Below are 15,994 nucleotides of genomic sequence, written 5' to 3'. Positions count from 1 at the left end.
CCTTTGTTGCAAATAGAGAAGCGTGCTCCAGTCGAGCCGCGTCGGGAAATCGGGCGTTTATGCTACACCGAAGCATCGGCAAAAGCCCAAGCCGCCGCGGAACCTGCATGCCATCGAATCGACAAACCCGTACAATGCCGGGGTTCTGGCTGACTACGGTTCATCGCGCCGCAGGCGCAGGAAAGAAAGCGTTTTGAAGAATTCCTCATCTACCGCGCCGGCAACCGTCTGGCGACAACAATTGCACTATCGCCTCAAGGAAGGCGCGTTGATAGCGCTCGGTGCGCTCTGCGTCTACCTGTGGATGGCGTTGCTTACATACGATCCGGGCGATCCTGGCTGGACCCACACCAGCAATGTCGATCAGGTCCGCAACGCTGCCGGCCGTGCCGGCGCCTGGTTTGCCGATGTTCTGTTCATGGCGCTGGGCTATTTCGCCTATTTGTTTCCCCTGCTGCTTGGCGTCAAGGCCTGGCAAGTGTTCCGCGCGCGTCATCAGCCCTGGGTGTGGAACGGCTGGCTGTTCTCCTGGCGCCTGATCGGTCTGGTTTTCCTGGTCCTGTCCGGGTCCGCGCTGGCCTATATCCATTTCCAGGCCGCTCCTGGCTTGCCCGCGTCTGCCGGCGGTGCGCTGGGAGAGAGCCTCGGTCAGTTGGCCGTGCTGTCCCTTAACGTACAGGGCAGCACCCTTGCGCTGTTGGCGTTTTTCCTGTTCGGCCTGACGGTGTTCACCGATCTGTCCTGGTTCAAAGTGATGGACATCACCGGCAAGATCACTCTCGACCTTATCGAGCTGATCCAGAGCTTCTTCAGTCGCTGGTGGAGCGCCCGCGCCGAGCGCAAGCAGATGGTCGCCCAGTTGCGAGAAGTCGACGATGTCGTGAGCGAGGTGGCTGCGCCGATGGTGCGCGACCGTCGTGAGCAGGCCAAGGTCAAGGAGCGCATCATCGAACGTGACGAGTCCCTGGCCAAGCACATGAGCGAGCGCGACAAGCGCGTGGCTCCGGTGATCGCTCCGCCTGCTCCTGCCAAAGCCGCCGAACCGAGCAAGCGGGTGCTGAAAGAAAAGCAGGCCAACCTGTTTGTCGATCCGCTGATCGAGGGCAGCCTGCCGCCGATCTCGATACTTGATGCTGCCGAGAAACAGCAGAAGCAATACTCGCCTGAGTCGCTGGAAGCGATGTCGCGGCTGCTGGAGATCAAGCTGAAGGAGTTCGGTGTAGAGGTCATCGTCGAGTCGGTACATCCAGGCCCGGTGATCACCCGCTTCGAAATCCAGCCGGCAGCCGGTGTGAAGGTAAGCCGTATCTCCAATCTGGCCAAAGACCTTGCGCGCTCACTGGCAGTGATCAGCGTGCGGGTGGTCGAAGTGATTCCGGGCAAGACCACTGTAGGCATCGAGATTCCCAACGAGGATCGTCAGATCGTGCGCTTCTCCGAGGTGCTTTCTTCGGCCCCCTACGACGACGCCAAATCGCCGGTCACCCTGGCACTCGGCCATGATATCGGCGGTAAGCCGGTCATCGCCGACCTGGCGAAGATGCCGCACCTGCTAGTGGCTGGTACCACTGGTTCAGGTAAGTCGGTGGGCGTCAACGCGATGATTTTGTCGATCCTGTTCAAGTCCACGCCGGAAGAGGCGCGGTTGATCATGATCGATCCCAAGATGCTTGAACTGTCGATCTACGAAGGCATTCCGCACCTGCTTTGCCCCGTCGTCACGGACATGAAGGAGGCGGCCAACGCACTGCGCTGGAGCGTCGCCGAGATGGAGCGGCGCTACAAGCTGATGGCGGCCATGGGCGTGCGTAACCTCGCGGGCTTCAATCGCAAGGTCAAGGAAGCCGAAGAGGCGGGCACACCGCTTACCGATCCGCTGTTCCGTCGCGAGAGCATGGATGACCAGCCGCCGCCGCTGAAATCCCTGCCGACCATCGTCGTGGTGGTGGACGAATTCGCCGACATGATGATGATCGTCGGCAAGAAGGTCGAAGAGCTGATCGCGCGTATCGCACAGAAGGCACGCGCGGCGGGTATTCACCTGATCCTTGCCACCCAGCGTCCGTCGGTGGATGTGATTACCGGCCTGATCAAGGCCAACATTCCCACCCGAATGGCATTCCAGGTATCCAGCAAGATTGATTCGCGCACCATCCTCGACCAAGGTGGTGCCGAGCAGTTGCTGGGGCACGGTGACATGCTCTACCTGCCGCCGGGCACCGGCCTGCCGATTCGTGTCCATGGCGCGTTCGTTTCCGATGAGGAAGTGCACCGGGTGGTCGAGGCCTGGAAGGCCCGTGGCGCGCCTGACTACATTGAAGACATTCTTGCTGGCGCCGAAGAGGCGGGTAGCGGCTTCGATGGTAGCAGTGGCGAAGGCAGCGGAGAGGGCAGCGAAGAAGACCCGTTGTACGACGAGGCCGTTCGCTTCGTCACTGAAAGCCGCCGTGCGTCGATTTCCGCTGTGCAGCGCAAACTCAAGATTGGCTATAACCGCGCCGCGCGGATGATCGAGGCCATGGAAATGGCTGGCGTGGTGACATCCATGAACACCAATGGCTCGCGCGAAGTCATCGCGCCGCCGCCTATGCGCGATTGAATCGCTTCGAGGGCTAAATGCAATTGATCCGTTTGCTGTGTGCATCTGTCCTGATGGTTGCCCTGGCCCCGGCACACGCCGACCAGGCTGCATCCACCAAACGACTGACTGATTTGCTGAACCAGGCTGAAACCCTGACCGGCCGCTTCTCGCAGCTGTCGCTCGACGGCAGCGGCACCCAGCTGCAGGAAACCTCCGGTGAACTGGCGCTCAAGCGCCCCGGGCAGTTCCGCTGGCACACCGATGCACCGATGGAGCAGCTGCTGGTCTCCAACGGCGAGAAGGTCTGGCTGTATGACCCCGACCTGGAGCAGGTCACCGTCCAGCAACTCGACCAGCGCTTGACGCATACCCCGGCGCTACTGCTCTCCGGTGACGTATCGACCATCAGCGAGAACTTCGAGGTTTCCCACAAGGAGGCCGGTGAAGTTGTGGATTTCACTCTCAAGCCCAAGGCCAAGGACACATTGTTCGATAATCTGCGCCTGTCGTTCCGTAGCGGCGTGATCAACGACATGCAGCTGATCGACAGCGTCGGTCAGCGCACCAACATCCTCTTCATGGGCGTGAAGATGAATCAGCCGCTCAAGGCCGACACGTTCACCTTCGAGATTCCTGAGGGTGCCGACGTCATTTCCGAGTGACCCTCATCTGACATTCGTATCAGGCGGCCTGCGCAGCGGCTGGCCGCTGCAATCGAGGTAACCGTCCGCAATAATGGACCTGTTCAGCCGCGAGCCTGTCGCTCAACCCCTTGCCGCGCGTCTGCGTGCAGCCAGCCTCGACGAGTACGTCGGGCAGGAGCACCTGCTCGCGCGCGGCAAGCCGTTGCGCGAGGCGCTGGAACAGGGCGCGCTGCATTCCATGGTGTTCTGGGGGCCGCCCGGGGTTGGTAAGACCACTCTGGCGCGGCTCCTGGCAAAAGTCTCCGATGCCCATTTCGAGACGGTTTCCGCCGTGCTCGCCGGGGTCAAGGAGATTCGCCAGGCGGTCGAGATCGCCAAGCAGCAGGCCGCCCAGTACGGACGGCGCACCATCCTGTTCGTCGATGAAGTGCATCGCTTCAACAAATCCCAGCAGGACGCCTTCCTGCCTTACGTCGAAGACGGCACGCTGATCTTCATCGGTGCGACCACCGAGAATCCCTCCTTCGAGCTCAACAACGCCTTGCTCTCGCGCGCCCGCGTCTACGTGCTGAAAAGTCTCGACGAGGCGGCGCTGCGTAAACTGGTCACCCGCGCATTGAGCGATCCAAAAGGGCTGGGTGACCTGCATCTGGAACTGCCGGAAGAGAGCTTCCAGATGCTGCTGGCGGCGGCCGATGGCGATGGGCGGCGGTTGCTCAACCTGCTGGAGAACGCATCGGACCTGGCCGAGGAAGGCGGTAGCATCAGCACCGACCTGCTGCAGGACCTGCTGGGTGATAGCCGACGCCGTTTCGACAAGGGCGGTGAGGCGTTCTACGACCAGATTTCGGCACTGCACAAGTCCGTGCGCGGCTCCAATCCCGACGCGGCACTGTACTGGTTCGCGCGTATGCTCGATGGTGGCTGCGACCCGCTGTACATCGCCCGGCGCGTCGTGCGCATGGCCAGCGAGGAGATCGGCAATGCCGACCCACGCGCGCTGCCGCTGTGTCTGAACGCCTGGGATGTGCAGGAGCGCCTGGGTAGCCCGGAAGGGGAGCTGGCCGTAGCGCAGGCGATCGTCTATCTCGCCTGCGCGCCGAAGAGCAACGCCGTCTACACCGCGTTCAAGGCAGCCATGCGCGATGCTGCCGAGAACGGCTCGCAGGAAGTGCCGCTGCATTTGCGTAATGCACCGACCAAGTTGATGAAAGAACTCGGCTACGGCAACGAATACCGCTACGCCCACGACGAACCGGATGCCTATGCTGCAGGCGAGGATTATTTTCCCGAAGCGATGCCGCCGCGGCGTTACTACCATCCGGCCCCGCGCGGGCTGGAAAGCAAGATCCGCGACAAGCTCGAGCACCTTGCCCGGCTCGACCGCGAAAGCCCGAAACAACGGAGAAAGGAATGATCCGCATGGCCTTCGCCGTCGCCTGTGGCGGCGTGATCGGGACCCTGTTTCGCTTTGCCCTGGCGACCTGGGTCAGCAATCAATGGCCACGGCATTTCTATCTGGCCACGTTGGCCGTGAACCTGCTGGGGTGCCTGCTGATCGGCTATCTCTATGCAACCTTTCTCGCCCGACCGGACATTTCACCCGAGCTGCGTGGCGCACTGATCATCGGCTTTCTTGGCGCACTGACGACCTTCTCCAGCTTCTCACTGGACGCACTGCGGCTGCTTGAAAGCGGTCAGCTGGCGACTGCCTTCGCCTATGTCGGCGGCAGCGTGTTCGGTGGCCTGTTGGCGGCCTGGGCTGGTCTGGCGCTCGCCAGGTTATGAACCGGCGCGCGTTCACAGTAAACTTCGCTCCCTCTTCGCCCTTCATCCAAGCTTTCACAGACGAGACCCACCATGCTTGATTCGAAACTGGTACGCACTCAGCTACAGGACGTGGCGGCCCGCCTGGCCACCCGTGGCTACCAGCTGGACGTGGCGCGCATCGAAGCGCTGGAAGCTCAGCGCAAGACCGTGCAGACCCGCACCGAACAACTTCAGGCCGAGCGCAACGCGCGCTCCAAATCCATCGGCCAGGCCAAGCAGCGCGGTGAGGACATCGCGCCGTTGCTCGCCGACGTGGATCGCATGGGCTCGGAACTCGACTCCGGGAAGCAGGAGCTGGACCGCATCCAGAGCGAACTCGACCAGCTGATGCTGAGCATTCCCAACCTGCCGCACGAGTCGGTGCCGGTGGGTGCGGACGAGGATGAGAACGTCGAGGTTCGCCGCTGGGGGACGCCGAAGACTTTCGACTTCGACGTTCAGGATCACGTCGCCCTGGGCGAGCAGCATGGCTGGCTGGACTTCGAGACCGCGGCCAAGCTGTCCGGTGCGCGCTTCGCCCTGATGCGCGGCCCGATTGCCCGCCTGCATCGCGCCCTGGCGCAATTCATGATCGACCTGCACACCCGCGATCACGGCTATGAAGAGGCCTACACGCCGTATCTGGTACAGGCGCCGGCGCTTCAGGGTACCGGTCAGTTGCCGAAATTCGAGGAAGACCTGTTCAAGATCAGCCGTGAAGGCGAAGCGGACTTCTACCTGATTCCGACCGCCGAGGTATCGCTGACCAACATCGTGTCCGGCGAGATTCTCGATGCCAAGCAGCTGCCGCTGAAGTTCGTCGCCCACACGCCGTGCTTCCGCAGCGAGGCGGGTGCGTCGGGACGCGATACCCGCGGCATGATCCGTCAGCACCAGTTCGACAAGGTCGAGATGGTGCAGATCGTCGAGCCGTCCAGGTCCTTCGAGGCGCTGGAGGAGCTGACCGGTAACGCCGAGAAGGTACTGCAGCTGCTGGAACTGCCTTACCGCGTGTTGTCGCTGTGCACCGGCGACATGGGCTTCGGCGCGACCAAGACCTATGACTTGGAAGTCTGGGTGCCGAGCCAGGACAAGTACCGCGAGATTTCTTCCTGCTCCAACTGCGGTGATTTCCAGGCGCGGCGCATGCAGGCGCGTTACCGCAATCCGGAAACCGGCAAGCCGGAGCTCGTGCACACCCTCAATGGTTCCGGCCTGGCGGTCGGTCGTACTCTGGTCGCCGTACTGGAGAATTACCAGCAGGCTGACGGAAGCGTTGTGGTGCCCGACGTGCTGAAGCCATACATGGGTGGTATCGAAATCATCGGCTGAGGCTGAGGCTGCGGCGCTGCGTCATCGCGGTTCGGCATCAGGCCGGATCCTTGATATTCGACAAGGGGCATCGCGGCCGTAATGGCTGTCATGCCCATACCACCAACGACCCTCCAGGATTCGCCCATGGAATACCTCCCGCTGTTCCACAACCTCAAAGGCCGCACGGTGTTGATCGTCGGGGGTGGCGAGATTGCGCTGCGCAAGGCTCGGCTGCTGAGCGAAGCTGGAGCACGGCTGCGGGTGGTGGCGCCGAGCATCGAGGCGCAACTGGCCGAACTGGTAGAAGCGGGCGGTGGCGAATGCCTCGATCGCGGCTATGACCCGCAGGACCTCCAGGGCTGTGTGCTGGCCATCGCCGCCACCGATGACGAGCCGCTGAATGCCGCGGTTTCGCAGCATGCCAACGCGCTGGGTATGCCAGTCAACGTGGTCGACTCGCCGCAGCTGTGCAGCGTGATCTTTCCGGCGATCGTCGACCGCTCGCCGCTGGTGATTGCGGTTTCCAGTGGTGGCGATGCTCCGGTGCTGGCGCGGTTGATCCGCGCGCGTATCGAGACCTGGATTCCAGCGGCCTACGGGCAGCTGGCTGGGCTGGCCAAACAGTTCCGCGCTCAGGTCAAAGCCAAGTTCGCCAATGTTCAGCAGCGGCGGGTGTTCTGGGAGGAAACCTTTCAGGGACCGATCGCCGAACAGGCGTTGGCTGGGTGCAGCGCCGAAGCCGAGCGCCTGCTGGCGGAGAAGCTTGCCGGTGCAGCGCCGCGCGCGCTGGGCGAGGTTTATCTGGTAGGCGCTGGCCCGGGCGATCCTGACCTGCTGACTTTCCGCGCCCTGCGCCTGATGCAGCAGGCTGATGTCGTGCTCTACGATCGCCTGGTGGCGCCGGCGATCATCGACCTGTGCCGGCGCGATGCCGATCGCATCTACGTTGGCAAGCAGCGTTCGGAACACGCGGTGCCGCAGGAGCAGATCAATAAAAAGCTGGTGACCCTGGCCAAGGAAGGCAAGCGCGTTCTACGGCTCAAGGGCGGTGATCCATTCATCTTTGGCCGCGGTGGCGAGGAGATCGAGGAGCTGGCAGCCAACGGTGTGCCGTTCCAGGTCGTGCCGGGTATCACTGCCGCCAGCGGCTGTGCAGCCTATGCCGGCATTCCGCTCACTCATCGCGATCATGCGCAGTCGGTGCGTTTTGTCACCGGTCATCTGAAAGACGGCAGCTGCGATCTGCCCTGGGCGGAACTCGCCGCGCCGGCACAGACGCTGGTGTTCTACATGGGCCTGGTGGGTTTGCCGGTGATCTGCCAGCAACTGATAGCCCATGGACGTTCGGCGGATACGCCGGCGGCGCTGGTGCAGCAGGGCACCACCACCAATCAGCGTGTCTTCACAGGGACGCTGGAAACCCTCGCCCAGCGTATCGCACAGGAGCAGGTCCAGGCTCCGACCCTGCTGATCGTCGGTGAAGTGGTTCAGCTACGCGAGAAACTGGCTTGGTTCGAAGGCGCCCAGGCGAGCGCCTAGCAGAAGATCGACGCTATCTGCGCCGTTTTCAGCGGCGCAGATAGGCGGTGAAGTCGATGTCCCCGGCAGAAAGGATCGCCTGTACACGGTTGTGCACGTTGAGCTTGCGCAGAATCGCCGAGACATGTGCCTTCACGGTGGTTTCGGCGATGTCGAGGTTGTAGGCGATCTGCTTGTTGGATTCACCCTTGGTCATGCGCTCGAGCACCAGCAGTTGCTTGCGGGTCAGCGCCTGCAACAGTTCCGGCGGGATCGACTGCTCGTTGTGATGGGAGTGGCGGCTGCTGGGCTTCTGGCTGCGGATGATGTCCGAAGGCAGGTAGACGTTGCCGTTGAGGATCTGCTCGATGGCGTCGGTCATCTGCGCACGCGGCGAGGATTTGGTGATAAAGCCGACCGCGCCGTAGGTAATGGCCTGCAGCACGATCTGCTTGTCCTGCTCGGCCGAGACGATCACCACCGGAATGGTCGGTGCTTCGTTGCGCAGATTGATCAGGCCGTTGAGGCCGTGCATGCCGGGCATGTTCAGGTCCAGCAGCACCAGATCGAGATCGTCGTGTTCCAGGGTCAGCGCCAGCGCGCTGTCGAGGTCGGCAGTTTCAAGGATTTCGCTGTCGGGGAAGCCGTCGCGAATGACGTTATGGATGGCTTCGCGGAACAGCGGATGGTCGTCCGCAATCAGGATCTTGTACAAGGCCGGTCACCTCTTTGTTGTGATTATGGTGGGGGCATGCTGGTCAGGTGATGCTACTCATCGCCAGGCAGAGGCTCCGGAGTAGCAGGGTGCAAGGGCAGGCCCGCCTGTTCCCAACCGTCCACCCCATCGCGATACCAGTACAGTCGTTTGTAGCCCAGCGCATGGGCGCGCCTGGTGGCGTTCCAGCCGAGCCAGCAGTCAGACCGGCAGTAGAACACGATTGGCTGCTCGAGATTGCCCTGGCTGGCGCGGGCAAGATTTTCGCTGAGATAGCTTGCCCATTCGGGTTGCAGATCTCCATCGCCGGTGTTTGCCAGCCAGATGCTGCCGGGCAGGTTTGCATGGGGTTCGCTGTCGATGAAACGGCCGGCGAGCCACTGGCTCCGATACACGTCCACCAGCACCACATCGGATTGTTCTTCCAGCAAAGCCTTTAACGCGGCCGTATCCAGAGTCTGTGCACCGTCGATGGAAGGCGGTGTCGGGCTGCGGTACTGCGTCTGGCGATAGCCGTCGGTGGAGAACAGGGCGAGCTGCTCTTCGGCCGCGGCAATCGTGGGCAGGCAGACCCCAGGCAGCGCGGCGATCAGCAAGGGCAGCAGCGACCTGAACATAGTCCGTATTCCATGGCGTTTCGATAGGTCGATTACAGAGCAAAGGGCCTGTCTTTTAAATCCTACGATGGAGGGGAAAACCGATACCAAAGTAGTAGATCGCTCAGGCTGAGCGGCGCAAGGCCGCATGTTGTGGGTTGAAACTGATTACTGCGAGAAGACTGAACAGCAGGGTCAGTCCGAGGCAAACCATCAGTGCGGTCGGTGCCAGGCGCAGATAAAGCGCATGACGAACCAATTCCACAGCGTGGGTGAAGGGGTTGAGGGCGCAGATCCAGTACAGCCACTCGCTCGCCTCACGCATCTTCCACAGCGGGTAGAGCGCCGACGAGAGAAAGAACATCGGAAAGATCACGAAATTCATCACGCCGGCAAAGTTCTCCAGCTGACGAATGCCGTTGGAGAGCAGCAAACCCAGGGCGCTGAGCAGCAGCGCCACCAGCAGCAGGGCGGGCAGGGCGGCGATCAGCCCAAGCGGTGGAGGCTGTACGCCGTAGAACCAGGCGATGGCGAGAAACGCATAGACCTGCAGCAAGGAGATCAACGCCGTGGCGACGAGCTTGCTGGCCAGCAGAAAGCTGCGCGGCAACGGGCTGGTCAGCAACACGCGCATGCTGCCCATCTCGCGGTCGTAGACCATCGAGAGTGAACTCTGCATGCCGTTGAACAGCAGGATCATGCAGGCCAGCCCCGGCACGATGTAGGTTTCGTAGGTGATGTAGGTGTCGTACGGCTCGATGATCGCGATGCCGAGCGCCGCGCGAAAGCCTGCGGCAAACACCACCAGCCAGAGTAGCGGCCGCACCAGGGCGCTGAAGAAGCGCGTACGCTGTTGCACGAAGCGCAGCCATTCGCGCAGAACGATGCCGCGCAGGCATTCCCAGTAGATGATCATGAACTTTTCCGCCCGGAATCGAGGGTCGCGCGCGTGCCGGGAGCAGCCCCAGGGTTGGAAGCCGGCGTCGCAGACGCCGCGTGCCCGGTTTCGACTGCTCGCGGCGCGCTGTCGAGCAGGGCGCTCTGGTGATCGAGGCCGCTGCCGGTCAGCCGTGCAAAGCTCGCGGCCAGGTCTTCGCCTTCGGTGGCCAGGGTTGCGGCACGCCCCTGAGCCACCAGGCGGCCGCGGTTGAGTATCAGCAGATCGTCGTCGTCTCGGACTTCATCGAGCAGGTGCGTGGTCCACAGCACGCTCATACCCTGCTCCTGGCAGAGCAGGCGTACATGCTGGTTGAGCGCCTGACGGCTGGCGGGGTCGAGGCCGGCGCTGGCCTCATCGAGTAACAGCAGCTCGGGCCGGTGCAGGAGGGCACGGGCGATTTCCACACGGCGACGGTGACCACCGTTGAGTTCGCGCACCTTGCTGCGGCGGCGTTCGCCGAGCTGCTGGCGCTGCAGTTCCAGCTCGATACGTTCGTTGGCCACGGCCCGCGGCATCCCATGCAGCGCCGCGTGGTAGCGCAGGTTCTGCTCCACCGTAAGGTCCAGGTCCAGCGTGCTCTGCTGGAACACCACGCCAAGACGCGCAAGGGCCTTGCGCGGCGTTTCACGCAGATCGAAGCCAGCGATACGGATCTGCCCCTTCTGTAGATCGTACAGGCGGGTCAGCAACGCGATCAGCGTCGATTTGCCGGCTCCGTTCGGACCGAGCAACGCCGTGAAACGCCCCTGCGCTGCGGTAAAACTCACCCCGTCCAGCGCCCGCCGCTCACCATAGGCGAACGCGACGTCGCTGACCTCCAGAGCGTTCATGGAGTGACCACCACGCCCCATGGATAGCGGCCGACCTTGATCGACTTGGTGACCTTGAGCTTGTCGACGTCGATCACCGAGACGTCGCCGCTGACGCCGTTGGTGGTCAGCAGCAGGCTTTCGTCAGGATTGAATGCCATGTGCCAGACGCGGCGGCCTACCAGCAGGTAGTCGAGCACTTCGTAGGTTTTCGCATCGACTACGGCGATGTGATTGGCCGGGCCGAGCGCAACGAAGGCGTACTTGCCGTCGGAGCTGAGTTTGATGCCCACCGGCTGGACCTTGTCCGGGTGCACGCCCTTGATCTTGAAGGTCAGGGTCTTGAGGATCTCGCGCTTGTCCACGTCCACCACGCTGACCGTGCCGCCGATCTCGGCCGAGGCCCATAGCTGCTTGCTGTCCCTGGTGAACTCCACGTGACGGGGGCGCTGGTCGACCAGGGTGTTGTCGACCAGTTCGTTGGTGCTGGTATCGATCCAGTGAAGCATGTTGGTGGTTTCGCTGGTGTTGACCGCCCACTTGCCATCCGGGCTCACCCCCATGCCCTCGGGCTCGACGCCGACGTCGATCTGCGCCAGCACTTCTTCCTTGTCGACGTCGACCACGGTCACCAGCGCGTCGTCCTCATTGGAGATGTACAGCCACTTGTTGTTCGGGTGCAGGGCGAACTGCTCGGGATCTGCGCCCGATGGCAGCTGCTTGATGATCTGCCGCGTGGCCAGGTCCATCACCTGCACGGTGTCCGAGTCGCTGGCGCAGATGTACAGCAGCTTGTTGTCATGGGAGAGCGTAAGGCCGCGCGGGCGCATGCCGACTTCCAGGGTCTCGACGGTTTCCATCGTGTCCAGGTTGATCACGCTGATGCTGTCGTCTTTCTCGTTGGAGACGTAGGCCGTGGCGGCGGCAGCCGAGCCTGCGGCAAGGCTGAGGGCAATGGCGATGGCGGAGGCAAGGACAGTTCTGGGCATGGTTGGGCTCTCTTGTCGTTATTGTGTGATGGGGGCAGTGGTGTCGCTGTGGTCCAGCTGGCGCAGGTATTCTTCGGCTTCTTCCTGGCCGCCGGCGGCTGCTCGCTGCAACCAATGGCGTGCTGCGACGGAATCGGCTTCGACGCCACGCCCTTCGGCCAGAGCGACGCCCCAGTGGTAGCGCGCCAGGCTGACGTAGCTGGCGTCGTTCGGTTGCTCCGCGCCTTTCTTCAGTAGCGCGGCGGATTTGCTCAGATCCGGCTCCATGCCGCTGCCGCTCTCGTACATTTGCGCCAGCGAAATCATCGAGTAGACGTCGTTCCAGCGCGCCACGCAGTCTTCGAAGATGGCTTTAGCGGCATCGAAGTTACCGGTCTTCGCCGTCACGTAGCCGTAGAGGCATTTGATGCGCTTGGGGCTGTCGGCATAGGCTTCATAGCCCAGCTCGTCGGCGCTGGCGGGCAGAGTGGCAAGGCCGAGCAGGGCGGCAGCAGCGAGACGGATCATGGGCGCACCTCGCTCAGGCGGCAGCTGCTTTCCGGTGCGTCGAAGCCCAAGGTGTCCAGTTCGCTGGTTGGATGCAGAAAGCCGTCCTGCGGCGAGTTCGATACCAGCGCCCGCGGGTGTACCAGCGGGATCGGCTGGCGTAGCTGGCCATTCCACGGGCGGAAGCTCAGCTTGCGGCCCTTGAAACCATCCAGCGGCAGCTCACCGCTAAGCGACAGCTGACGGATTGCCGCGGCGTCCGTGCTGCGCAGGCGAGTGACCGCCGCTGCAAGGCTGCGTACGCCCATCCAGGCGGCGAAATCGCGGTCGTTCATCCAGCGCTTGGCATGCGCCTCGAAGCGTTTCTGCAATTGGGCGGCGCCGTAGGTTTCCACCGTCTTGTGCCAGCCGGTGGCAGTCAGGCCCTGGGTGCCTGCCACCGGGCGCGGCAACCAGGTGTGATATGGCACGTACTCACCGAAGTCGCCACGTTCGTCGGCCACCAGCACCACGTCGTATTCGGCACCCTGGGTGAACAACGGCATCTCGGCCTGGGCGCTGCGGCGTTGGTCGTTATCGAAGCTCCAGGGCTTCTCCACCACGATGCGGTGACCGAAGCGCTTGGCCGCGCGGCGCAAAGCATCGGCATAGGCCTGATCCTCAACGGTCGGACCGACGATCAGCATCCAGCGATTCCAACGGCGTGCCGCGAGGAACTGGCCGAGCGCATCGGCGAGCATGCTGCGGCTGGGCAGGGTGTGCAGGACATTCGCCAGGCAACTCTGGCTGCGCAGTGCATCGTCGGCACTGCCGGCGTTGATCAGCAGCGCTTCCGGCATGGCGTCCGACAGCTGGCGCAGGGATTCAGCCGGAGCGTTGACCACGAACAGGCGCAGGCCGTCGGCGTACTGCCTGCCGGCCTGTTCCAGGAGTTCGTCCGGCGTTTCGCTGGTGGCCGCTTCGAGCACATAGCTGTGCTTGAGAAAACGTCCCGTGCTGTTGCTGTCGGTGATCGCCAGTTCGGCGCCGCGCAGGCCGGCGTCTTCGGGCTCAGGAATGACGTTGGAGAGCACCGGGCCGGTGTCTGGGCGATAACCGAGATAACCGATGCGTATCGCCAGCTCCGTGCTGGCAGCCGCTGCAGCGAACTGCGTGCAGCAAGTGAGGGCGATCAGGAAACCGGCTCGTCGTAATACGTGGCTCATGGGCAGCTCCTGTGACGTTGCAGGCAGCATAGGAACCATGGCAGAGCGGGGGAATATGCAGAAAGTACCAGTCGCTGTGTACCAAGGTCGTAGAAATGACGATGAAAAGGCGGCGCAGGCCCTGCGCCGCCCCGGCCCTTAGCGGACTCGCCTGACCTTGAATCGGCCGACCTGCACGATCATTTGCTGCGCTTGCTGCGTCAGCTCCTGTGCGGCCTGCGTCGATTGCTCTGAGTTGCTGCTGTTGTGGTGCACCACTTCATCAATCTGGCCGATGGCCAGGCTGACCTATTCGATACCGGACGCCTGCTGGCTCGACGCCGAGGCGATCTCGTCGACCAGCTGCGAAACCTGTGCCGCGCCCTGAACGATCGCTTCCAGCGCCCGTGCCGTGTCGTCGGTGAGCTCCATGCCCTTGATCGTCCGCGCATTGGACTCCTGGATCAGACGGGTAGAGCGCTGTGCGGCCTCGGCACTGCGGGCTGCCAGCTGACGGACTTCATCGGCGACCACGGCGAACCCGCGGCCGTGCTCGCCGGCACGGGCCGCCTCGATGGCCGCGTTCAGTGCGAGGAGGTTGGTTTGCGTGGCGATCTCTTCGATTGCCCTGATGATGTTGGTGATATCCAGGCCCGACTGGTTAATCTCCTGCATTGCCGCTTTCAGGGTGACCATCAACTCGTTGCCACCGCGGGCCGAATGCTCGGAATCGCGCGAGAGGGCGTTGGCTTCGCTGGCGTATTCAGAGGTCTGGCGAATCTGCGCAGCCATCTGGTTGATGGTGGCGCTGATCTCAGTCACCGCGGAGGCCGATTCCGTTGCGCCGCTGGAAAGATCCTGGCTGAGGCTCGTCACCTGGCCGGCCTTGTCGTTGATCAGCCCTGAGCTCTGCTGGACCTGGGATACCAACTCGTTGAGGTTGTCGACCATTCGCCTGAGCGCAAGCCCGAGCTGGTCGTGCTCCGAGGCCAGACGGACTTCCACCGCCAGGTCGCCCTGGGAGATGCGTTCGGCCACGTGTACCTGCTCCTGCAGGCTGTCGGCCATCCGGTCGAGGCTGGCGGATAGCTGGCCGACTTCGTCCGCGGACTGGTGCGCCAGGCGCTGGGAAAAGTCGCCTTTCTGAATGGCACCGGCCAGCTGCGCGGCTTTGCGAATGGGCAGGGCGACCGAGCGGGAAGAAAGCCACAGCGCAAGCACGGCGAGGATTGAGATGAGCACGCCTGCGCCGATCTGCTGCAGCATGCTCCGATCACTCTTGGCGTCCATCTCGGTCTTCAGCTCGGTGGCCTTGGCCAGCACGATTTCCTTGTTGATCTTCAGCATCATCGACCAGGGTTTGCCGGTACGACCCAGCTCGATAGGCGCGAACACCACGATCGTGCCGTCTGCGTCCAGACGGGCGAGTTCTTTGCCTTTCTGCACGGCGCTCAGAGCCGTCTGCCACTCGTTCGGCAATACCTTCTGGAAGTGCTGGCCAATCAGTTCTGGCGAGCGGCTCTCCGCCACGATCAGCCCCTGGTCACTGATGATCGCCACCTCGCCTCGGCCCTCGAACAGCTTGCCGGATACTTCCTGGCTGATCTTCTGCACGAAGTCGAGGTTGTAGTCGGTGCCCGCCACACCCATGAAGCGGCCATCGACGATGATCGGAACCGAAAGCGTCGCCAGCCATACCTGCTTGCCCTGCACGATGTAGGGCAGCGGGCCGAGCACGCTTTCCTTGAGCGTTTCCCGCGGCCCGATGTACCAGCCGCCCTTGAGTACGCCGTTGGGGTGCTTGTCCATGGTGTCGTACTCGACCAGCGGCTGCACCGCGATCTTGCCGTCTGCGCCCCGCGTCCAGTAGGGCGTGAAGCGACCGGTCTGCTCGTTGTTACCGTTCTGGCCACCAGTGAATAGGAAATCCTGGCCGTCGATTGCGTCCGGCTCCCAGCACGAGTAGGTGCCGTTGAAGTCCGGATAGCTTTTCAGCACGTTGAGCAGAATCGAGTTCACCTCGTCCCGGCCAACCTGCAGCCCACCCGAACCCGCCGGGTTCAGCTTGCCGACCGCAAAGGTCGTCGCCATGCCCCGCGCCGCTTCCAGCGCTTCGGTGAACCTCGGAGCGGATTTCTCCGGCGTATTTCCCGCCGAGGTGCTGCAGGGTCTGCAAGGCATCTTCCTGCGCCTGCTGACTGACCCGGTCGGACACCATGCCCTGGGTCGAGCTGGCAAGGTAGACGCTGTAGCCAATCAAGATGCCAGCGGTTGCCAGCAGGCATAAGCCGCCGGTGATCGCTATTCGCTGCTGTATGGATTTGAGAGACATCACGGTTCCTACTCCTGATAACGCAAAAGAACCAGCGGTGGCGGGCCCAGGGACGCTGACGGTCTCACGTGGGGCGG

13 protein-coding genes and 1 pseudogene are annotated in these 15,994 nt (G+C 62.8%); 6 read left to right on the top strand and 8 right to left on the bottom strand.

The annotated features are described in order from the left end of the window. The first annotated feature begins 145 nt into the window (after positions 1–145). From ftsK to cysG, 6 genes are all read left to right on the top strand, one after another. The gene (ftsK, locus tag LW136_RS12810; RefSeq protein ID WP_172602807.1) at positions 146–2,599 is read left to right on the top strand and encodes a DNA translocase FtsK; all 2,454 of its coding nucleotides are present in this window, start codon (positions 146–148) and stop codon (positions 2,597–2,599) included. A 17-nt stretch (positions 2,600–2,616) separates the two neighbouring features. Then, complete coding sequence (lolA, locus tag LW136_RS12805) at positions 2,617–3,243, top strand: outer membrane lipoprotein periplasmic chaperone LolA (protein WP_014820083.1); 627 nt, start codon at positions 2,617–2,619, stop codon at positions 3,241–3,243. 73 nt (positions 3,244–3,316) lie between these two features. Beyond that, on the top strand, positions 3,317–4,642 hold the full coding sequence (locus tag LW136_RS12800) for a replication-associated recombination protein A (protein ID WP_234173057.1): 1,326 nt from the start codon (positions 3,317–3,319) through the stop codon (positions 4,640–4,642). Beyond that, positions 4,639–5,013: a fluoride efflux transporter CrcB gene (gene crcB / locus LW136_RS12795; protein WP_234173056.1), complete on the top strand. Its 375-nt coding sequence runs from the start codon at positions 4,639–4,641 to the stop codon at positions 5,011–5,013. Before LW136_RS12800 ends, crcB begins: the two co-directional genes overlap by 4 nt. Before the next feature lie 72 nt (positions 5,014–5,085). Then, positions 5,086–6,366: a serine--tRNA ligase gene (gene serS, locus LW136_RS12790; protein ID WP_234173055.1), complete on the top strand. Its 1,281-nt coding sequence runs from the start codon at positions 5,086–5,088 to the stop codon at positions 6,364–6,366. Positions 6,367–6,492: 126 nt separating this feature from the next. Then, positions 6,493–7,887 carry a siroheme synthase CysG gene (gene cysG, locus LW136_RS12785; RefSeq protein WP_179484083.1) on the top strand — a complete coding sequence of 465 codons (1,395 nt, stop codon included), beginning with the start codon at positions 6,493–6,495 and terminating at the stop codon, positions 7,885–7,887. 28 nt (positions 7,888–7,915) lie between these two features. Here cysG and LW136_RS12780 read toward each other — a convergent pair whose 3' ends face one another. The 8 genes and pseudogenes from LW136_RS12780 to LW136_RS12745 all read right to left on the bottom strand — a co-directional run bounded on the left by LW136_RS12780 (position 7,916) and on the right by LW136_RS12745 (position 15,917). Then, positions 7,916–8,581, bottom strand: a complete 666-nt coding sequence (locus LW136_RS12780) for a response regulator transcription factor (protein ID WP_014820088.1) — start codon at positions 8,579–8,581, stop codon at positions 7,916–7,918. Between the two features lie 53 nt (positions 8,582–8,634). After that, complete coding sequence (locus tag LW136_RS12775) at positions 8,635–9,198, bottom strand: PQQ-dependent catabolism-associated CXXCW motif protein (protein ID WP_014820089.1); 564 nt, start codon at positions 9,196–9,198, stop codon at positions 8,635–8,637. Positions 9,199–9,301: 103 nt separating this feature from the next. Next, positions 9,302–10,093 carry an ABC transporter permease gene (locus tag LW136_RS12770; RefSeq protein ID WP_234173054.1) on the bottom strand — a complete coding sequence of 264 codons (792 nt, stop codon included), beginning with the start codon at positions 10,091–10,093 and terminating at the stop codon, positions 9,302–9,304. After that, positions 10,090–10,947 carry an ABC transporter ATP-binding protein gene (locus tag LW136_RS12765; RefSeq protein ID WP_234173053.1) on the bottom strand — a complete coding sequence of 286 codons (858 nt, stop codon included), beginning with the start codon at positions 10,945–10,947 and terminating at the stop codon, positions 10,090–10,092. Before LW136_RS12765 ends, LW136_RS12770 begins: the two co-directional genes overlap by 4 nt. Next, positions 10,944–11,915: a YVTN family beta-propeller repeat protein gene (locus tag LW136_RS12760; RefSeq protein WP_234173052.1), complete on the bottom strand. Its 972-nt coding sequence runs from the start codon at positions 11,913–11,915 to the stop codon at positions 10,944–10,946. The genes LW136_RS12765 and LW136_RS12760 overlap by 4 nt, the downstream gene beginning before the upstream one ends. An 18-nt stretch (positions 11,916–11,933) precedes the next feature. Continuing rightward, the gene (locus tag LW136_RS12755) at positions 11,934–12,422 is read right to left on the bottom strand and encodes a tetratricopeptide repeat protein (RefSeq protein ID WP_234173051.1); all 489 of its coding nucleotides are present in this window, start codon (positions 12,420–12,422) and stop codon (positions 11,934–11,936) included. Beyond that, positions 12,419–13,606 carry an ABC transporter substrate-binding protein gene (locus tag LW136_RS12750; protein WP_234173050.1) on the bottom strand — a complete coding sequence of 396 codons (1,188 nt, stop codon included), beginning with the start codon at positions 13,604–13,606 and terminating at the stop codon, positions 12,419–12,421. The genes LW136_RS12755 and LW136_RS12750 overlap by 4 nt, the downstream gene beginning before the upstream one ends. Positions 13,607–13,744: 138 nt before the next feature. Then, positions 13,745–15,917 (bottom strand): annotated as a pseudogene (locus LW136_RS12745) (methyl-accepting chemotaxis protein). Positions 15,918–15,994 lie beyond the last annotated feature (77 nt).

Source organism: Stutzerimonas kunmingensis (assembly GCF_021432085.1).
GTDB lineage: Bacteria > Pseudomonadota > Gammaproteobacteria > Pseudomonadales > Pseudomonadaceae > Stutzerimonas.
Note: the sequence above shows the minus strand (reverse complement) of the source record. Positions and strands in the feature narration are given on the sequence as shown.

What these genes read in the sequence shown, in the direction of transcription:
- lolA (WP_014820083.1), top strand. Translation starts at nt 2,617, where the DNA reads ATGCAATTGATCCGTTTGCTGTGTGCATCTGTCCTGATGGTTGCCCTG.
- LW136_RS12800 (WP_234173057.1), top strand. Translation starts at nt 3,317, where the DNA reads ATGGACCTGTTCAGCCGCGAGCCTGTCGCTCAACCCCTTGCCGCGCGT.
- crcB (WP_234173056.1), top strand. Translation starts at nt 4,639, where the DNA reads ATGATCCGCATGGCCTTCGCCGTCGCCTGTGGCGGCGTGATCGGGACC.
- serS (WP_234173055.1), top strand. Translation starts at nt 5,086, where the DNA reads ATGCTTGATTCGAAACTGGTACGCACTCAGCTACAGGACGTGGCGGCC.
- cysG (WP_179484083.1), top strand. Translation starts at nt 6,493, where the DNA reads ATGGAATACCTCCCGCTGTTCCACAACCTCAAAGGCCGCACGGTGTTG.
- LW136_RS12775 (WP_014820089.1), bottom strand. Translation starts at nt 9,198, where the DNA reads ATGTTCAGGTCGCTGCTGCCCTTGCTGATCGCCGCGCTGCCTGGGGTC.
- LW136_RS12770 (WP_234173054.1), bottom strand. Translation starts at nt 10,093, where the DNA reads ATGATCATCTACTGGGAATGCCTGCGCGGCATCGTTCTGCGCGAATGG.
- LW136_RS12765 (WP_234173053.1), bottom strand. Translation starts at nt 10,947, where the DNA reads ATGAACGCTCTGGAGGTCAGCGACGTCGCGTTCGCCTATGGTGAGCGG.
- LW136_RS12760 (WP_234173052.1), bottom strand. Translation starts at nt 11,915, where the DNA reads ATGCCCAGAACTGTCCTTGCCTCCGCCATCGCCATTGCCCTCAGCCTT.
- LW136_RS12755 (WP_234173051.1), bottom strand. Translation starts at nt 12,422, where the DNA reads ATGATCCGTCTCGCTGCTGCCGCCCTGCTCGGCCTTGCCACTCTGCCC.
- LW136_RS12750 (WP_234173050.1), bottom strand. Translation starts at nt 13,606, where the DNA reads ATGAGCCACGTATTACGACGAGCCGGTTTCCTGATCGCCCTCACTTGC.